Origin of the sequence: Dactylosporangium sp. NPDC051541, from assembly GCF_044454505.1 — a bacterium.
GTDB lineage: Bacteria > Actinomycetota > Actinomycetes > Mycobacteriales > Micromonosporaceae > Dactylosporangium.
The window spans coordinates 155158-173819 of sequence record NZ_JBITDU010000007.1; the positions used below are offsets into that span (position 1 = coordinate 155158).

At 72.7% G+C, this 18662-nt stretch carries 10 protein-coding genes and 1 pseudogene; 8 read left to right on the plus strand and 3 right to left on the minus strand.

Going from position 1 to position 18662, the window contains the following annotated elements; all coding sequences use genetic code 11:
- The first annotated feature begins 266 nt into the window (after positions 1-266).
- Complete coding sequence (locus ACIA8L_RS29885) at positions 267-4556, plus strand: choice-of-anchor D domain-containing protein (RefSeq protein ID WP_395909866.1); 4290 nt, start codon at positions 267-269, stop codon at positions 4554-4556.
- Between the two features lie 104 nt (positions 4557-4660).
- On the plus strand, positions 4661-7258 hold the full coding sequence (locus ACIA8L_RS29890) for a hypothetical protein (RefSeq protein WP_395909867.1): 2598 nt from the start codon (positions 4661-4663) through the stop codon (positions 7256-7258).
- A 2-nt stretch (positions 7259-7260) separates the two neighbouring features.
- Here the strand turns inward: ACIA8L_RS29890 and ACIA8L_RS29895 are convergent, their stop codons facing one another.
- The gene (locus tag ACIA8L_RS29895; RefSeq protein WP_395909868.1) at positions 7261-8466 is read right to left on the minus strand and encodes a hypothetical protein; all 1206 of its coding nucleotides are present in this window, start codon (positions 8464-8466) and stop codon (positions 7261-7263) included.
- 108 nt (positions 8467-8574) lie between these two features.
- Here ACIA8L_RS29895 and ACIA8L_RS29900 point away from each other — a divergent pair, with 108 nt between their 5' ends.
- Together ACIA8L_RS29900 and ACIA8L_RS29905 are read left to right on the plus strand one after the other, a co-directional pair.
- Complete coding sequence (locus ACIA8L_RS29900) at positions 8575-12411, plus strand: NACHT domain-containing protein (protein ID WP_395909869.1); 3837 nt, start codon at positions 8575-8577, stop codon at positions 12409-12411.
- A gap of 167 nt (positions 12412-12578) precedes the next feature.
- A complete protein-coding gene (locus ACIA8L_RS29905) occupies positions 12579-13307 on the plus strand; it encodes a hypothetical protein (protein WP_395909870.1) in 729 nt (242 codons plus the stop codon).
- Positions 13308-13550: 243 nt separating this feature from the next.
- Here ACIA8L_RS29905 and ACIA8L_RS29910 read toward each other — a convergent pair whose 3' ends face one another.
- On the minus strand, positions 13551-14459 hold the full coding sequence (locus ACIA8L_RS29910; protein WP_395909871.1) for an NAD-dependent epimerase/dehydratase family protein: 909 nt from the start codon (positions 14457-14459) through the stop codon (positions 13551-13553).
- On the minus strand, positions 14456-15262 hold the full coding sequence (locus ACIA8L_RS29915) for a helix-turn-helix domain-containing protein (RefSeq protein ID WP_395909872.1): 807 nt from the start codon (positions 15260-15262) through the stop codon (positions 14456-14458). The genes ACIA8L_RS29910 and ACIA8L_RS29915 overlap by 4 nt, the downstream gene beginning before the upstream one ends.
- Before the next feature lie 41 nt (positions 15263-15303).
- Here ACIA8L_RS29915 and ACIA8L_RS29920 point away from each other — a divergent pair.
- The 4 genes and pseudogenes from ACIA8L_RS29920 to ACIA8L_RS29935 form a co-directional block, all read left to right on the plus strand.
- Positions 15304-15621 (plus strand): annotated as a pseudogene (locus ACIA8L_RS29920) (cyclic nucleotide-binding domain-containing protein); the annotation flags it as partial.
- A 263-nt stretch (positions 15622-15884) separates the two neighbouring features.
- A complete protein-coding gene (locus ACIA8L_RS29925) occupies positions 15885-16940 on the plus strand; it encodes an NAD(P)/FAD-dependent oxidoreductase (RefSeq protein WP_395909873.1) in 1056 nt (351 codons plus the stop codon).
- Between the two features lie 82 nt (positions 16941-17022).
- Positions 17023-17301 carry a hypothetical protein gene (locus ACIA8L_RS29930; protein ID WP_395909874.1) on the plus strand — a complete coding sequence of 93 codons (279 nt, stop codon included), beginning with the start codon at positions 17023-17025 and terminating at the stop codon, positions 17299-17301.
- Positions 17302-17435: 134 nt separating this feature from the next.
- Positions 17436-18182 carry a VOC family protein gene (locus tag ACIA8L_RS29935; protein WP_395909875.1) on the plus strand — a complete coding sequence of 249 codons (747 nt, stop codon included), beginning with the start codon at positions 17436-17438 and terminating at the stop codon, positions 18180-18182.
- The last annotated feature ends 480 nt before the right edge of the window (positions 18183-18662 follow it).

The following is an 18662-nucleotide window of genomic DNA, read 5'->3' on the forward strand; positions in this document are numbered from 1 at the left end:
CCACCTCACGCATCGGGCCGGATCGCCGCCGACATCTTGTCAAAGCGCCACTTTCGGTGCTGGCCGGGAATTCCGGCCACGCTGATGCAAATTCCGACCTCGCTCAGCAATTCGCCGCAAAGCGCCGAGAAAAACGATCGTTTTGTTGTCGCCCGGACAATATATTCGGGCGATCCGGACCATTCATGATCGCTATGTCGGGCGGCTGCAAAGACCGTACGAATGGCTATCGAAATGGAACGTGAACATGACTACGGTCCGGGTTCATGCGTGGACGTGTTCGTGCGGCGGTCAGTGCGGCGACAGCAGTTGTTCTCGCCGCGGCCATGTTGAGTGCACCGCCGGCGGCCCGCGCGGACAACACGACGATCGCCCGGGACAAGCTGCGCACCGGCTGGGACCCGCAGGAGCCCGCGCTCGGCCCGAGCGCCGTGGCCAGCGGCAACTTCGGCCGGCTGTTCGCGACGAAGGTCCAGGGCCAGGTCTTCGCGCAGCCGGTCGTCGTCGGCAACACGGTCGTCGCGGCCACCGAGGACAACTACGTCTACGGCCTGGACGCGGTCACCGGCGCGGTGCAATGGTCGCGCGCGCTCGGCCCGGCGTGGCCGGCCGCGACATCGGGCTGCGCCGACATCACCCCGAACATCGGCAGCACGTCGACCGGCGTGTACGACCCCGCCGGCGGATACACCTACATCAGCACCAAGACCAATGACGGGCCGGATGTCAATCACCCGAATTGGTACCTGCACGCTATCAACATCAGCAACGGCGCGGAGCGGCCCGGCTGGCCGATCAAGATCGCCGGTACGCCCGCGAACGACCCCGACCATCCGTTCACCGCCCGCGACGTCAACAACCGGCCGGGCCTGCTGCTCATGAACGGGGTCGTGTACCTCGCGTTCGGCGGCCACTGCGACTACGGCTCCTACGTCGGGTGGGTCGCCGGCGTCAACGTCACCACCGGCGTCATGAACCTGTGGTCCGACGAGGTCGGCGCCAGCAGCCGGATGGCCGGCATCTGGCAGGCCGGCGGCGGCATCATGTCCGACGGCGACGGGCGCATGTTCGTCGCCACCGGCAACGGCGTCACCCCGCCCAACGGCCCCGGCTCGCCGACGCCGAAGCAGCTGTCGCAGGCCGTTGTCCGCCTCGGCGTCGACGCCAACGGGGTCATCTCGGCGAAGGACTTCTTCAGCCCGTCCAACGCCGCCCTGCTCGACCAGAACGACCAGGACTTCGGCAGCGGCGGCCCGGTCGCGCTGCCCGACCAGTACTTCGGCACCGGCAGCGTCCCCCGGCTGATGGTCCAGGGCGGCAAGGACGGCCGGGTGTACCTGCTCAACCGCGACCACCTCGGCGGCAAGGGCCAGGGCGCGGGCGGCGGCGACGACGTCGTGCAGCAGCTCGGCCCGTACCACGGCTTCTGGAGCCGGCCCGCGGTCTACGGCGGCGAGGGCGGCTACGTGTACATGATCCAGTCGCTGTCGCAGCTGATCGCGTTCAAATACGGGACCACCGGCGACGGCCTGCCCGCCCTCACCCTCGCCGGCAACAGCGCCGAGATGTACGGGTACAGCAGCGGCTCCCCGGTCGTGACCTCCGACGGGACCACTCCCGGCTCGTCCGTCGTGTGGCTCATCGGCGCCGACGACGGCACCGGCACCGGCGGGCGGCTGTGCGCCTACCGCGGCGTGCCCGTCAACAAGCAGCTGAGCCTGCTGCGCTGCTTCCCCATCGGTACCGTCGCCAAGTTCTCCTCCCCGGCGACGTCCAACGGCCGCGTCTACGCCGGCACCCGCGACGGCTACGTCTACGGCTTCGGCCAGCCGACCACCACGTCGCTCGCCGCGCCCCAGCTGGACCTCGGCAACGTCGCCGTCGGCCAGTCCGGCACCGGCACGGTCACCGCGACCGCCACCCGCACCATCACCGTCTCCGCCGTGAACGCGGCCGCCCCGTTCGCCGCGACCCCGCCCGCCCTGCCGGTCACCCTGACCGCGGGCCAGACGATCAGCGTGCCGGTCCGGTTCAGCCCGACCGGCCCCGGCTCGGCCAGCGGCCTGCTCAACTTCACCGTCACCGACGGCGGCAGCACGGGCACGGTCGCCACCACACTCGTCGGCAACGGCACGAAACCCGGTTTCACCGCCAACACCCCGACGCTGGACTTCGAGGACCTGCCGGTCGGTGCCAGCAAGTCGCTGACCGCCAGCTTCACCAACACCGGCACCGCCAACGAGACCGTCACCGCGACCAGTGCGCCGGGCGCGCCGTTCTCGGTCACCGGCCTGCCCGCCAACGGCACCGTCGTCGTGCCCGGCCAGACGCTCGCCGTCGGCGTCCTCTACCGCCCGACCGCCGTCGGTGCCCACAGCGGCTCGTTGAGCGTCACCGGCGCGAACGGCGTGGCGACAGTACACCTGCAGGGTTCCGGCGTCACCGGGCAGGCCGAACTGGCCATCACACCCGGATCGCTCGACTTCGGCACCGTGCCCGTCGGCCGGTCGGTGACGAAGAGCCTGAAGGTCGCCAACACCGGCACCCTCGGCCTCACCATCACCAAGGCCGCGCCGCCGACGCTGCCGTTCGTCGTGGACACCCCGCTGCCGGAGAGCCAGGTGATCGGCCCCGACGACGAACTCCAGGTGGACGTCACGTTCACCCCGACCGCGGCCGGGACGTTCACCGGGCAGTACGTCATCAGCTCCGACGACGGCCACGGCGCCCACACGGTGCCGGTCCGGGGCGTCGCCACCGTGTCGGGCACGCCGGTGCCGAGCATCGTCGGCGGCAGCTGGATCCTCAACGGCACCGCCGCGATCGACGGCTCCAGCCTGGTGCTCACCCAGCCCACGGTCGGCGCGATCGGCTCGGCCGTCTACTCCACGCCGCTGCCCACCACCAACCTGTCGGCCTCGTTCACCGCCCAGATCGGCGGGGGCGGCGGCGCCGACGGCATGACGTTCGCGCTGCTCGACGCCGCCTCCAACACGGTGCGCAGCCTGGGCCTGGGCGGCGCCGGGATGGGCGTGCAGGGCCTGCCCGGCGTGGCCGTCACCCTCGACACCTGGCAGGGCCCCAACGACCCGTCGGCGAACTTCGTCGGGGTCACCACCGGCTCCAACACCGGCGGCCCGGTCTACGCGGCCACCGCCACGAACGTCCCGAACCTGCGCAGCGGTACCCACACCGTCACCGTCGGCACCGCCGGCGGGAAGGTCACCGTGGCCGTCGACGGCGCCCAGGTCATCAGTGCCACCGTCGCGCTGCCGGCCAGCACGCTGCTCGCGTTCACCGGCTCCACCGGCGGCATCACGGACCGGCACGCGGTCAGCAATGTCGCAATCGCTTCCGGGGGTACCGCGCTGGCGGCGCCCGGCACCGGCTGGCGGTACAACGGCGCCGCGTATCCCAACGGGGCCGAGGCGATCCTCACCCCGGCCCAGAACGGCCTCGCCGGCGCCGCGTACTACTCGACCCCCGTGGACACCAACGGGCTCACCGCCAGCTTCGACATGCGCATCGGCGGCGGCAGCGGCGCCGACGGCCTGGCCTTCGCCCTGCTGGACCCGGCAACCCCGGCCGGCAGCATCGGCGTCGGCGGCGGCGGCCTCGGCGTGCGCGGCCTGCCCGCGGTCGCGGTGACGTTCCGGACCTACGTCGGCGACGGCGTCAACTCGATGAACTGGGTCGGCATCGCCACCAGCACCCAGGGCGCGGCCGGCTTCACCTACGTGGCCACCAACACCCAGATCGCCGACCTGCACAACGGCACCCACCAGGTGAAGATCCAGATCGTCGGCCTGACCGTGCTGGTGTTCCTCGACGGCGTCCAGGTCCTCAGCGGCCGCGTCCCGGCCCTGCGGGTCCAGGCCATCGTCGGCCTGGGCGCCGGCACCGGACTGGTCAATGACGTCCACGCCGTGCGCAACCTGGAGATCGTCCCCGGCCAGCCGCTCAACCGGGTCGCCGCCCCACCGGCCGCGGGCTGGAAGGCCAACGGCTCGGCCGTCATCAACGGCGGCACGCTGCGCCTCACCGGCCCGGTCGCCGGCCAGGCCGGCACCGCCATCTGGTCCACCCCGATCTCCCCGACCCGCCTCCTGGCCAACTTCACCATCCGCATCGGCGACGGCAACGGCGCCGACGGGATGACCCTCATGCTCCTGGACGCCACGAAGTGCACCCCGAGCTCACTCGGCCCCGGCGGCGGCGGCCTCGGCTTCGCCGGCCTCGCCGGGGTCTCGGTCGACTTCGTGACGTTCGCGCAGCCCGGCTACCCCTCGGCCAACTTCGTCGGCATCAGCACCACCGGCGGTACGACCAGCGTCAACCTGATCGCCTCGGCGACGAACGTCCCGAACCTGCGCAGCGGCACCCACTTCGTCCAGGTCCGCGCCGGCGGCGGCGGCGACCTGGTCGTCACCATCGACGGCACCACGATCCTGGACACCCTGGTCGACCTGCCGCCGAGCGTCCTGGTCGGCTTCAGCGGCGGCACCGGCGGCCTCGTCGACACCCACGAGGCGAGCACCATCGACATCCGCTACTGACAACCCTCGGCCGCTGCGGGCCGGAATCAGCTGCCCGATCTACCAGTACAGGCCGCCGGATCAAAGGATGGCGGCGCCATGTGGTCCAGGTGTGCGATGAGGCCATGACAGCGCATTCCGCGGTGCCGGAAGGCGAACTCGATTGGCCGCTGGCCGGGGTCGATACTGACGGGGTCACCGAGATCCGGGTCCATGGCGTCGGTGGGTCGACGCCCGAAGCGATGCTCGGGGAGCGTGACGCCCGTCAGGTCGCGGGCGATCGCAGGGCCGGGTTCTGGCGCGGTGCCGATCGGGAGATCGACGGGGAGCCGCGCTGGCACCGGGAGGCCTACTCGTGGGGCGGCCTGACCGCGAAGTCGTGGAGCAGTGCCCTGTGGCTGATCCTGTTGCCGTTCGCGCTGACGAACCTTGCCGGTTGGATGGCGTTGGGCAACCGTCAGCACCGGGGTGAGTCGGTCCGTCCGGCGGGCGTCGCCGGAGTGGACTGGCGGATCGCATACCAGCAGGGACTCGTCCGGGTGATCTGCCTCTTCACGACCTGGACCTACGTGCTGTTCTCCGCGCAGCTGTTCATGGACCTCGGCGGCTGGCAGTGCACGCAGGTCGTCCAGTGCAGGCTGCGCGAGGCGTGGAGCTGGGCCGGCGTGGACATGTTCCGGCTGTACCCGATCCGGGCGGTCGCGGTGATGGCGTTGCTACCGGCGCTTGTGGTGGTACTCCTCGACCGGCTGAGCGAGATCTCCCGGGAGCGGTACGAGAACTTCCGGGACGCCGGCCCGGCCCCGCGCCTGGATCTGCCGCGCGCGACGATGGCCCACGCCGGGTTGTGGCAGGGCGGGTCGTATGCCTTCCGAGCTCGTGTCCTGCACCTGTTCTCCTCGTACCTGCTGCTCGACGTTCTCCTCCTGGGCGTGGCCCGGCACGGCGGCCGGTATGACCGGATGGCCGGCATCGTTCTCGGGTGCTCGCTGGCGCTGCTCGGCTACTGCGTCGTCGCCGCGGGATGGGACCGGGCGCGCAGGCCGTTCTCCACCGCCGGACCGTGGTATTGGGTCGCGGCCGCCATCGGCGTCTGCGCCGTGGTCCTGGCCTGGCTGCAACCGGCCGGGACAAGCACTGCCCCAGGGCTGATGCCCGGCACATTGCTCGCGTTCGACGCAGTACTCGTGATTGTCTACGCGACGGCGTTGCTGCACGCTGCCGTCGCCATCTGGGCCCGATCCTCGATCTCCACAGCGAATTGGATAAAGCCGACCTGGTGGCCGGGCCCATACGTCGCGGTGGTGATCGCCACCGTGCTGACCTACTCGGTATGGGCCGGATTCATCGTCTGGACAGCTCGATGGCTGAGCCCTTCAGCACGACCGCTCAAGGGCCCCGCGGACCGCCTGGGATACCCGCCGGTCTACCTGACGATCGCGCAGCTGACCGTCGTCCTGGCGACGACGGTGCTCGTCCTGACCGGGATCGGCGCCTTGATCAGCTTGCTGTTGCGGCGGTCGCGGTCCCTGGACTGGGAAGAGCACGCGTGGCCTACCGGCCCGGCGGACGGCTTCCGGTCCGCCTCGGCCGTGCCTCGCTGGCTGAGGAGGGTCGACCGCAGCAAGTGGATCGCCGACGTCCGGCTGCTGATCGAATGGATCCTCGGCCTGACGACCATCGGCGCGACCGCAGCCGCGCTGTGGATCAGCTGGCTGCACGCCGCACGATGGCTGACGCCGGCCGGCGCTGGCAAGCTCACCGCCGCGATCGTCGCCCTGTGCATCGGGCTCACAGCGGTCGCGTACGCCACCGGGAAGGACTCACGGCCCGTCGAACCGGGAGCTCAGCCCGGGGTCGGCCACGAGCCGGAGCCGAGACGCCGCTGGTACGTCGGCGGCGCGGTGGCCCTCCTCAGCGCGGCCACCGCGTTCGCCGCCTGGATCGGCTGGCAGCTGTACCCCCTGCCGCCGCGTCCGCTGATCCCCGAGCCGCCGGGCTGGTTGACCTGGCTGCCCAATGAGGGAGTCGCCAGCACGGTGCTGATCGCCCTGCCCGTCGGCAGTGTTCTGCTCGTGCGGCAGGCCATCCGCAGCGGCAACACCAGGCGCATGGTCGGCGTCGCCTGGGACGTCGCCACCTTCTGGCCCCGCGCCTTTCATCCCCTCGCGCCGCCGAGCTACGCCGAGCGGGCCGTACCCGAAATCCTCATCCGTGTCCGGCACCTGCTCAACACCGGCCAAAGCGTGATCCTGGCCGGGCACAGCCAGGGCGCCGTCCTGGTGACCGCCGTCGCCGCCCAGCTCACGGCGCTCGAGCCGGAGCTCCGCGGTCGCCTGTCCGTCATCACGTACGGAAATCCGACGGCACCGCTGTACATGCGCTGGTTCCCCGTCTATCTGAACCAGAACATCATCGACCAGGCGAGGGCCGGCACGGCCGAGGACGGCCTGCGGTGGGTCAACTTCTTCCGCCGTACCGACCCGATCGGCCGCGAGCTGTTCCGCTCCTGCACCGGTGACACGCCGCCCGCGTCCACCATCGATCGCGCCGCCGACTGCTGGCTCGCCGATCCGCCGACGACCCTCTACCGGATCGGCGATGGGCTACCCGAAATCCGCGGGCATGCTCACGCGGGCTACATCCGGCAGCCTCAGCTGGCCCAATACCTGGAGGCCGAGGCGGTGAGGCTGGGCCGCGGCCAGCAACCCACGCGACGCTGACGTCACGCGTCCAGGGCCCGGATCACGTGCGGACCCAGGACCGCCTGCCGCACGTGCGCGAGGCTGAGGCGGCGCACCGTGAACGGCTGCCGCGCCCGCTCCACGCGCAGCCGCTCACGCAGCTTGTGCCGGAACGCGTCCAGCTCGCCCCGCACGCCGAGACCGTCGTACAGCGGCGCCGGCCCGACGGTCAGCAGCAGCGACTGGACGAAGCCGAGGCAGTACGCGTCCGTCTCGTCGAACGCGTACACCGACGTGGTGCGCAGAACTCCCGCCTCGGCCGGCTCGACGACCGCGGCCCGCTCCCACCGCCGCCCGGCGAGGGTGCGGTGCGCGTCGTGGCGGGCGGTCCCGGTCGCACGGTACTGCCGGACGGTCCGCGCCGGCCCGGCGTCCTCAGCGGTCAGCCGGGTCGCGGACCCGACGAGGACATAGCGCAGCAGCGGCCGGGTCAAGAAGTGCAGGCTGAGGGGGTACCGCTGGATCGGCCCGTCCGCCGGCAGGAGCGGGTCGGGCCCTTCGCCGGCCCGCAACGTCAGCTTGTGGCTGAACACGGTCTGCCCGTCGTCGTATCGTCCGGCGAAGATCCGCGCCCGCCGGGCCAGGGCCGCCGCCTCGGCCGCGGGCACACCGGGCAGCCGGTCGGCGCGGTCCGCGAGCCGCCGCAGCGCGGCCGCGTCGCCGACCACGACGATGTCGAGGTCGGAGCCGGTGCGCACGTTGTAGAACGCGCCGTAGTCCACCGACCCGCACAGCAGCACGCTGGCGGATGTGCCGCGCAGCAGGCCGACGACGAGCTCGGCGTCGCGCAGCCGGCGGCAGGTCTCCACGACCACCTGGTAGGGCGGCGGCCGGCGCCCCGCGGGTTCACCCGCACGGGTGAACCGCTCGTCGTGGTACAGCCGCAGCGCGAGCCCGTCGTCCAGCCGCTCGGCGCCCTCGACGGCGGCCATGACGGCGAGCGCGTGCGCGGCCAGCAGCGCGTACCGGCCCGCGTAGGCCGGGCCGAGGCCGGCGACCGCCTCGGCGAACGCCCCGAGCAGGTCGTCCGGCGGCAGCTCCGGCAGCATCGCGATGAGCTGCCGGTACAGCTCCCGCGGCGCCCGCCAGTCGGCCTCGGCGTTGGCCGCGCGAACCAGGTCGGCGGCGAGCCGCACCGCGGGCGGCGGGCCCGGCCACGGCTCGATGATGTTCGGCATGGCGCGCACGCAACCACCCCGCCGCCGACCCCTCAACGGACTCCGCACCGTGGAAGGCCCGGGAAGGCTTGGGAAGGCACATCCCTTCCCGGGCCTTCCGGGTGCTACAAAGGTCCGGTGCCGGAGATCCGGGTGCCCGACGACCTCCGCGAGGCGGCCGCCTCCTTCCACCGGGCCTTCGACCGGCTCTGCGGTTCACCATTGCCCAACGACACGTTCGCCGATCTGGCGGTGATGCGGCGGGCCACGGCCCCCCGGGTCCGGACGCTGCATGCGGGGCTGACGCCGAAGCACTTCTGGAACCTGCTCGGCAACGCCCTGGCCGCAGCGCCGGACGACGAGCGGGCGCAGCTCTGCCACGCGTACCTGGCCGCCTACGGCACCCTGTACCCCGACGACGCACACCTCGCCCTGATCCGGGAAGCCGCCGAACGACCCGGTGCCCCGGCGGAACGCCCGGGCGCGGTCGCGCTCCTCGAACGCGTCACCGAGGAGGCGATCCGGGACGCGAACCGCCTGATCGGCACCGGCGCGGCGGCACCGTCACTTGAGGACCTGTACGTCGGGCGGCGCTTCACCGGCAGCCGGGACGTACACACCGAAGAGGATCTCGACGCGCGATGCGACACCATGTCGGTCACGGTCATCGTCGGCGAACCCGGAACCGGGAAGACCAGCGCCTTGTGGCGGCTCGCCCGACGGCGGCGGGGTCACGGCCGGACCGCCTGGCTGATCCCGGCCGGTACCGTCGAGGCCGAGGTGCCGGTGGCCGACATCGCCTGGGGCCTGCGCGACCGCGCCGCGAAGGGCGACCGGCCCGTGCTCCTCATCGACACGGTCGACCTGCTGCTGATCGCCGAGGAGCTGCCCCCGGCCCTCGAGGAGCTGATCCAGGAGTGCTCCGCCGCCGGCGCCGCGCTCGTCATGACCTGCCGGCCGCTCGAGTACAAGGTGCTGCACCACGCCACCCGGGACCGGTACTCGATCGACCGGCTCGACCTCGGCCCGTACGGCGAGGCCGACCTGCCCGCGGCGGTCCGCACCCACGCGGAGCACTTCATCGACGCGCTGCGCTTCGACCCCGCCGCGATCACCCGGGCCGTGCTCACGGCGGTCGCCCGCGGCCTGCCGATCGCCCAGATCTGCCGGGTCCCGCTGACCCTGCGCATGCTGTTCGAGCTGCACGAGCTCGAACACCCGGGCGACGAGCCGCTCGAGACCGAGATCGACGTCACCGACCTGTTCGACAAGTACTGGAACCTGCGCGTCCGCGCCGACAAACGCACCGGCGCCAGGGCGGCCGGACCGGACGCCGACCTCACCGCCGCGGCGGAGTGGCTGGCCGTCGTGATGCTCGCCGAAGGCCGGCCCCGCCTGGGATATGCGAGCGCGGCACGGGTACTGCAACGGGTCCACGGCCTCCTCGACGACCTCGACGCCCTCGTCCGCCGCAGCGTCGTGCACCACGTCGGCGACGACCGCCGCGAGTTCTTCCACCAGACGTTCTTCGAGTACGCCGTCGCGCGGGCCCTCGTCACGCTCGGCCCCGACGCCCTCGGCCGGCTGGTCGCGCGCACCATTGCCCACCCCGGCGACGCGTTCCTCAGCGCCGTGACCCAGCAGACCCTCGTCTACGCCTGCCGCACGCCCCTGGACGCCGAGGCCGCCGACGCCGCGTTCGCCGAGCTACTCGGCTGCGGCCACGCCGGGGTCCGGCAGGTCGCCGTCGCCGCCTACGCCCAGGCCCGCTACCGAGGCGAGCGGACCGCGGGCGCGGGCCGGCGGCTGCTGGCCGGCGGGGGCCCGCAGCTCGCCCGGCGATACCTGCTCTTCGTCTCCCGGGTCCGTCACGCCGAGCTCGGCCCGGTCCTCGATGACCTCACGCTGATCTGGGGTTACGACTCCGCCGACGCCCGGGCCGAGGTGTTCGGGGCGCTGCACGCCCTGGCCGTCGTCCAGCGCGACGCGGTCTACGACGTCATGTCCGCCGAGGACTGCCAATACCTCACGTGGTACCTCGGCCTCGACGCCACCGGCGCCCAGAAGCGCCGCCGGCCGGTCCTCGACCTGCTCGGCGACCTTGCCCCGGAGGACCCGGCCTGGTGCGTGGAGCGCCTCGAGGAGGTGGCCCGGACGGCCGCCCGCAACGGCGCCCAGGACGGGCTGGCGGCCGTGCTCGACGTGGCCGCCGAGAGCCGCTTCCAGGCCCACCTCCTGCGCCGCATCCTCGCGGTCATCCCCGGCGCGGTGAAGAACGACCCGAGCGGCGCCAACGAGCTCGGCCTCGTCACCTCCGGCATCGTCCGGCAGATCTGGGCCGAGGAACGACCCGACCCGGTCACCGTCGCCGCCGACCTCGCCGCCGGCCGGTCCGAGCCCGCCTCGCTCGGCCCGGGCCACGGCTGGTCACCCCCGGACTGGCTGGCCCGCCCGTCCCGGCTGCGCGCGCTCGCCGAACTCACCTGCGCGGAGCCGCCGGACGTCGCCGACCGGGTCATCGACACGCTGCTCACGTCGGCCGACCCGATGACCCGCACCTACGTCGGCAGCTACTTCCTCAAGCACCTCCTCGACGGCGAGGACCGGTGCCGGCTGCCCGGCGGCGCCGAGCCGGCCGAGACCCCGGCGACGAAGGCCGCCCGCGACCGCTGCGTCCGCGCGCTGCGCGCCCTCGCGCCGTCGAGCCGCAAGAGCCGCTCGGAGCCGACGCTCTGGCGGGAGGCGCTGTATCGCAGCCAACGCGCACCCGCCGACGTGGCCGCCATCGTCCGCGACGCGACCCGGGGCGAGCCCGACCCGGGCTGGCTCGACCCCGACCGCCTGGCCGCCCTCGTCGCGCCGGCCGCGATCGGCGGCCTCCCCGCCGCGCAGGCCGCGCTGCGCCGGTGGTGCGAGCGCCGCGCGAACGCCCCGGCCGACAAGCGGGTCAGCAGCATGGTCATGGCTCGGATCGAGCACCTGGCGGCCGACTACCCGCAGGCGTTCGACTACCTCATCGCCGACGCACTGACCACCTCCGACGGCAGCTACGTCGACGGCGCCCTCACCAAGCTCGAGCACCGCGCCCGACCCCTCCCGGATGGCTTCGCCGACCGGGTGGCCCCGCTCCTGACCCGGCTCCTGGCCGCCCGGACCCCTGCCACCCGCCGGCACGGCTTCGCGATCGCCGCCCGGGTCGGCCACGGCCGCCCGGTCCAGCCACACACGCTGCGCGACGGCCTGCGGATTCGCGACACCGGCGCCCTCACCGCCGTGCTCAACGTGGTCGCGGCCAGCCTCGAACACGACACCGACCGCTGGCGCGACCCCGGCGCGTACACCGACCTCGACAACGCCCTGGCCACCCTGGCCACCCCGGGCGCCGCGCCGCAGGAACACCTGGGCCGGCGGGCCTACGAGTACCGTGCCATGCTGCCCTGCCACCACGGCCCGATCACCACACCCGCCGACCGGGCCACCACCCTGCGCCGCGTCCGCGAGCTCGTCCTGGACGCGGAGGACCCGGCACTGCTGGAACCGCTGGGCCGGCTCCTGTCCCGCCTGGCCCCGGTCGACCCGGGCGCCGCGGCCGACCTGCTCGTCGACACCGCGGCCGCCGTCGAACGCATCGAGGTCCCCGGCCAGACCGACGCCTGGAAGGCGCACAAGGTGTTCCGCCTGCGCCACGCGATCCGCAACGTCATGGTCGCGCTGCCCTACGGCGACTGGAAACGCGCCGTCGACGCCCTGGCCCGCCATGACCTCCGCGTGTTCACCACCGCCATCGAAGTCAGCGTCCGCGAACGCCCGGAAGACGCCGCAACCCACATCCGCCGCCTGATCGCCACCCTGCACCTGACCGACGACCGAGCCGAAGCAATCCTGCGCGCCGCCGACACCCGCCGCCAACGCATAACCGGCGGCATCAGCACCTGGCCCGACCTCCTCACCCTCTGGCAGGCCAAGATGGCGTAACAGCCAACCTGAAGCGAACCTCAACGCCGCCCAAAGCCGGCCCTGCCGCCCGAAGCGCCACCACGCGTCGGAAGGAGCCCTGCGTGCCGACGACTCGGATCACATACGACCACCTGCCTTCCGCCGTCCGAGCCGCCGTCGAGCACGTCACCGGCACCGTCTCCACCGTGCTGCCGGTCCACACGGGCCGTAACAGTGCGGTCGCGGCGCGGCTGACGACCACGAGCGGTGCGGTGTTCTGCAAAGCATTGCCGGCCGATCACCGCTGGGTCTGGACGCAAACCCGCGAGGCTGCCATCGCGCCGTACCTCACCGGTGTCGCGCCGCGCCTGATCGGCCGGATCGAGACAGGCGGTTGGGACGTGCTGCTGTTCGAGGCGCTGGCCGACCACCACGCCGACTATCAGCCCGGCTCAGCGGACATTCCGATCATCGTCACGCTGCTCGATGCGGTTGCGGCGACGCCGTGCCCGCCGATCGACCTCCGTGACGCCGCCCAACGCCTCCAGCGGTACGTCAGCGATCCCGCAGAACTGCGGTACTTCACCGGCACGACACTGCTGCACACCGATTTGAACAACGCCAACGTCATCGTCGGCCCCGACCGCGCACGGTTCGTGGACTGGGGCTGGGCGACTCGCGGCGCCATCTGGCTCGACACCGCCTACTGGGTGATCTGGCTCATCGCCGCCGGCCACTCACCGGCCGGTGCGGAAGCGTGCGCCGCGGCGACAGCGGCCTGGCCCATGGCACCTCATCCGGGTCTGAACGCGTTTGCCAGCGCGCAGGACAGACTGTGGACCGAAATCGCCGCACGATCCCCGGCGGATATCTGGACCAGTCGCCTCGCCGTGGCGGCGGAACGATGGGCGCTCTACCGTCGCGCATCAGCCTGACCCGCCGGCGTCGACGGTGCTCACACGGCCCGTTGAGCGGGCCGCTTCGGCCGCGGCCCGGACTGCGGCTCACGTTCACCGGCGGCGCGGGTCGTGCTCCGCGACCTGGTGCGTGCAGTCACCAATGCCGAGGAGCTCTCGAGGCGAGGACACACTCGAAAGTGCCCGGTGGCCCCAGGGGGTCGGCCGAGCGTCCGGGCGATTCCGGCCGGCGCCGGCGCCGGCTCGGCGTTCGCCACGCTGTCAGCGTGGATTGGCGGCGCGCCAGGCGACGTAGTGGGCGACGGCCGCGGCGGTGTCGAAGTCGGGCGCGAAGCCGGTGTCCTCGGCGAGCCGGGTGATGTCCAGGTACGGGCCGGGCGTGCCGCCGGGCAGCAGCTCGGGGTGGACGCCGGGCACGGCCGCGGCCACGGCGTCGGCGAGGGCGCGGCCGGTCCGCGGGCGGCCGCTGGAGACGTTGTAGATCGGGTACCGCAGCGCCGGGGCCGCCGTCAGCAGCGCGATCGCGCGGCCGGCGTCGGGTGCGTAGCAGGCGTCGCCGCTGTCGTCGGCGGGCACGGGCGGCGGGCGCTCGCCGCGGAGTGCGGCGTTGAGGTACGGCATCGTGGGGTTGAACGGCGACTCGGGGTCCATCAGCGGGCCCCAGACGCTGCCGATGCGCAGGATGACCGGCTCGACCCGGGTGCCGCGCAGCCCGTCGAGGGTCAGCGGCTCGACCGCCTTCTTGAAGGCGATGATCGGGTGCGGTGACTCGGTGGCGGGCAGCGGCAGCGCCTCGTGCCACGGGGTCGCCGGGTGGCCGAGGTACACGCCGAGGCTGCTGGCCACCGCGAACCGCCGGATGCCCCGCACGCGGGCCACCTCGAACGCGTTGAGCAGGCCGGCGATGTCGGCGCGGAAGTAGCCGATCGGGTCCTCGCCCGGGACGGAGCCCGCGAGGTGGACGATGTCGCGGACGCCGTGCCGCTCGGTGACCGCGTGGAACGCGTCGCGGTCGGTGACGTCGAGGTGCTCCACGGTGACCCGGCCGCTGAGGAACGACGGCACGGCGGCCCGGTGGTGCGCGGTCGCCACCACCTCGCGGCCGAGGTCGGCGAGCGCGCGGGCGGTGTGCGCGCCGATCATGCCCAGCCCGCCGGTCACGAGGATCACGCCCACCAACCTACGAGCCGGCTCGGGGGCGCCGTCTTGAACGAATCGCGCATCGCCAGCAGCGGCCCGTAGGAGGCGGCGTGGTCGTGGCCGCACACGCACCGCTCGGCCGTGCCGAGCAGCTCCTTCGGGGTGAGACCGGTGAGGCGGACACATTCGCGGTTGAGGTGGGCCTGGTCGGCGTAGCCGAGGTCGGCGGCGAGGCCAGCGGCGCTCGGTGCGGCGCCGGCCTGGGCCAGGGCGAGAAAGCCCTGCAGCCGCAGGGTTCGTTGGAGCACCTTGGGGCTCAGCCCGACGGTGTGCAGGCAGCGGCGGCGCAGCTGGCTCACGGAGAGCCCCAGGGCGGCCGCGAGCGGGCCGACGGACACCGGACGCCACGGCATCAACGCCAGCACGGCCGTGCGCACGAGCGGGTCGGGCCGCCCGGCCCGGCGGAACTCGCGCAGCAGGCCGGCCTGCAGCAGCGCGAGCACCCGGCCCGGGTCGGTCTCGCCGCGGCTCCACGTGTCCGGCACGCTCACCCGCTGGTCGACGAGGTCCTCGGCCGCCGCCGGCAGCGGCGGCGCGGCGCCCGGCCAGAACCGCACGCCGACGACGGTGGTGCCGGCCGGGATGCTCTCGGTGCGCGGGCGGGTCAGCGGGCCGAGCAGCCAGGGACGTCCGCCGAGCGGAGCGTGCAGCTCGACCCCGCCGGTGGGGAGGTGGCGCTGCGGGTACGCCGTGGGGCCGGTGCGTTGCACCCAGACCGTCCGGACGACGCCGGCGAGCTCCGGCCGCGGCGCCGACTCGACGTATGACTCCATCCCGGTCATCCTCGCACGCGCGTCGCGTACCGTATCCGCGCATGACCAGCACCCCGGCCCCCGACGAGCGGACGCGCTACTCGTCGCAGCGCACCGACGACGCCGACAGCGAGTCCTGGCCGCGGTTCGGCGAGGAGGACCGCCGCCGCCTCGAGGCCGCCGGGCGGGTCGTCCGCGCCGAGCCCGGCGAGGTCCTGTGGGACAGCGGCGGGCAGTACGACCTCTGCCTCGTCCAGACCGGCGGCGTGGCCCTCGTGGACCGGCGGGACGACCGGGTCGTCATCGTCGTGGAGCCCGGCGACTTCGTCGGCGAGCTCGGCATGCTCATGGGGCAGCCGGCGTTCCTCGCGGGCGTCGCTCTGCCCGAAACCACGCTGCTGCGCGTCGGCCTCGCGGAGCTGCGCCGGCTCATCGCGACCGAGGTGGAGCTCGGTGACGTCCTGCTGTCCGCGTTCGACGCCCGCCGCCGCATGCTGAGCCGCTGGGGCGAGGGCGGCCTGGTCCTCGCCGGTGATGACGACGTCGGCCTGCGCCGCCTCCAGGAGTTCGCCGAGCGCAACCATGTGCCCTACCGGCTGGTGCTGCGCGCCGACGAGCCGGCGTGGGCCGAGCTCGGGCAGGCGTGCGCGCTCCCGGAGACCGGTGCGGCCGTGGTGACCGGGCGGGGCAGGTGCTGCGCGAGCCGACCGCCCGCGACCTGGCCGCCGCCGTCGGCCTGGACCTCGCCGGCGTCGCCGGCCGGGCCGCATGCGACCTGCTCGTCGTCGGGGCCGGGCCGGCGGGGCTGGCCGCGGCCGTCTACGGTGCCTCCGAAGGCCTGGACGTCGTCCTCGTCGACGACGTCGCCCCCGGCGGTCAGGCCGGCACCTCGTCACGGATCGAGAACTACCTGGGCTTCCCCCGCGGCGTCTCCGGCCGGGAGCTGGCCCGCTCGGGGATGGTGCAGGCGGTCAAGTTCGGTGCCCGGCTCGTCTGCCCCCGCTCCGTCACCGGACTGTCCCGCGGCCCGGACGGGTTCCTGGTCCGCCTCGACGACCAGACCGAAGTCACCGCCCGGGCCGTGGTCGTCGCCAGCGGGGTCCGGTACCGCCGCCTGGCCGCGATCGCCGGCGTGGCCGACCTGGAAGGCCGCGGGGTGTACTACGCCGCCACGGAGATCGAGGCCCGCGCGTGCCTGGGCCGGGAGGTTGTGGTGGTGGGCGGGGCGAACTCGGCGGGTCAGGCCGCCCTGTTCCTCGCCCGGCACGCCGACCGGGTGCACGTCCTCATCCGCCGCGACGACCTGACCGAGACCATGTCCAGCTACCTCGCGCAGCGGCTCACCCACCACGATCGGATCGTCGTGCACCCCCGCTCACAGCTCATCGCCGCGCATGGCGAGGACCGGCTGGACCACCTCACGTGGCGGGACGAGGTTGCCGGCCGGGAGGTACACGTGGAAGCCGGCGGTCTGTTCCTCATGATCGGCGCGGTCCCGCGCACCGGCTGGCTGCGCGCGGCCGGTGTCGAGCTCGACGACAAGGGCTTCGTCGCCACCCACAACGCGTTCGAGACCTCGGTGCCAGGGGTGTTCGCCGTCGGCGACGTGCGCGCCGGCTCGGTGAAGCGGGTGGCGTCGGCCGTCGGCGAGGGCTCCGTGGTCGTGTCCGCCGTCCACCGGTACCTCGCCTCGACCTGACGAGAGCGCGCGGTCGGTGGCCACGTCCGGCACACTGTCCGCCATGGCCAAGGGCATCGAAATACTTATCGTTGTCAGCGCAATGGCGATCGGGGTCATCGTCGTGTGCGCCGTGCGGTGGGCGAAGATCCGGCGCTCGCCCGATCCGGCCGCCCGATACGAGCGCGGCGCCCTCGGCATGGTCGTGCTCGGCGTGCTCATCTACTGGTTCACGCCGCTGGTGGTGGCGCTCCTGGTGCCGGTGCTGTCGCTCGACGTGCCCGCCCTGATCGCCGCCAACCGGGTCGGGACCGGGATCGCGGTCGCCTGCCTGCTGGGAGCGCTGACCGTCTGGCTCCTCGGCCTGCGCCAGCGGCGCTGACCGGCGGTGCAAGGACCGCGCCGATGCACCGAACGACGGGAACGTTCGGTGCGGATCGGCCGATCGGATGGCTGAAGACGATGATCGGCTATTTCCATGTGCGACGGACACCTCGGGACGCTTAGGAAGGGGGCATGGCCAACGAGGTGACCGTTCCGCTGCTGCCGTGCGCGTCCATCGACGACATTGAAGCCTTCTACGGAGTGCTCGGATTCCGCACCACGTACAAGCAGCGCAAGCCCAACCCATGTGTGGGGGTGCGGCGGGAGGACCTGCAGCTGCAGTTCTTCGAGCTGCCCGGGTTCGACCCGGAGCAGTCCTACGGCTCGTGTCTCGTCCTCACCGCGGACGTCGAGGGGCTGCACGGGGCGTTCGCGGCCGGGATGCGCGCCGCGTACGGCAAGGTGCTGGTGGCCGGAACGCCGCGGATGACCCGGCCCCGGGCGCGCAAGAACGCCGACGGGGTGGGCGGGTTCAGCGTCATCGACCCGGGCGGCAACTGGATTCGCGTGTTCCGCAACGCCGCGGCCGCGCCCGGGCCAGCCACCCCGCTGGCCACCACATCGGCCGTAGCGCCGGTCGGACGGCTGGGTAAGGCCTTGGCGAATGCGGTCGTGCAGGCCGATTCCCGGGGCAGCGCCGCCCAGGCCGTTCGGATTCTCGACAGTGCGCTGGCGCGTCCGCACGCCGGCGACGACGATCCGGTCGAGCGGGTCGAGGTCCTCGTCTACCGGGCCGAACTCGCATTGGTACTGCACGATCCGAAGACCGCGGCCGACATGCTGGCCCGCGCCCGGTCCGTCACGCTCTCCGCCGATGAGTGCGCACGGGCGGCATCCGCGTTCGACAATGCCGCCGAAGTCGCGGCGGCACTGCGGTGAGTCGCCGTACGAACGCCTCGCTCGACGTGCCCGCCCGGATCGACGACGACGACGCTCTGAGTGCTCCTGGCGACGGACCCGAATTCCGATCATGCTTCCAAAGCTGCCTCACTGTGATGAGGTGGCTCATGAACGCGTCTAGGTTGGCCGGTCTGGTATGTCCAAAGGACGAATCGAGTTCGTACCTGTTCCTTGGTCAGGTTGAGGTCCTGGTCGGCCTTCAACATCCAAGTGCCGAGCATGGTCCGTAGGTAATGGCGCTGTTCGGCGCCGTAGTCCGCCAGGAACCGAGCCCGACGGTCCTCGCATGGCAACGGTTCGCCGCATCCCTGGCATTCCCATGACGGACGCTCCCAGACGTGTCGTACCCGGTACTTATTGCTCATGAGGTGCCTTCCGTGGCCGATCTTGTGGAAGGGCGCACTGCCTACGGCTCACAGCGTCAGGGAGCAGTGCGTCCGTTACGAAACGTATAGAGCT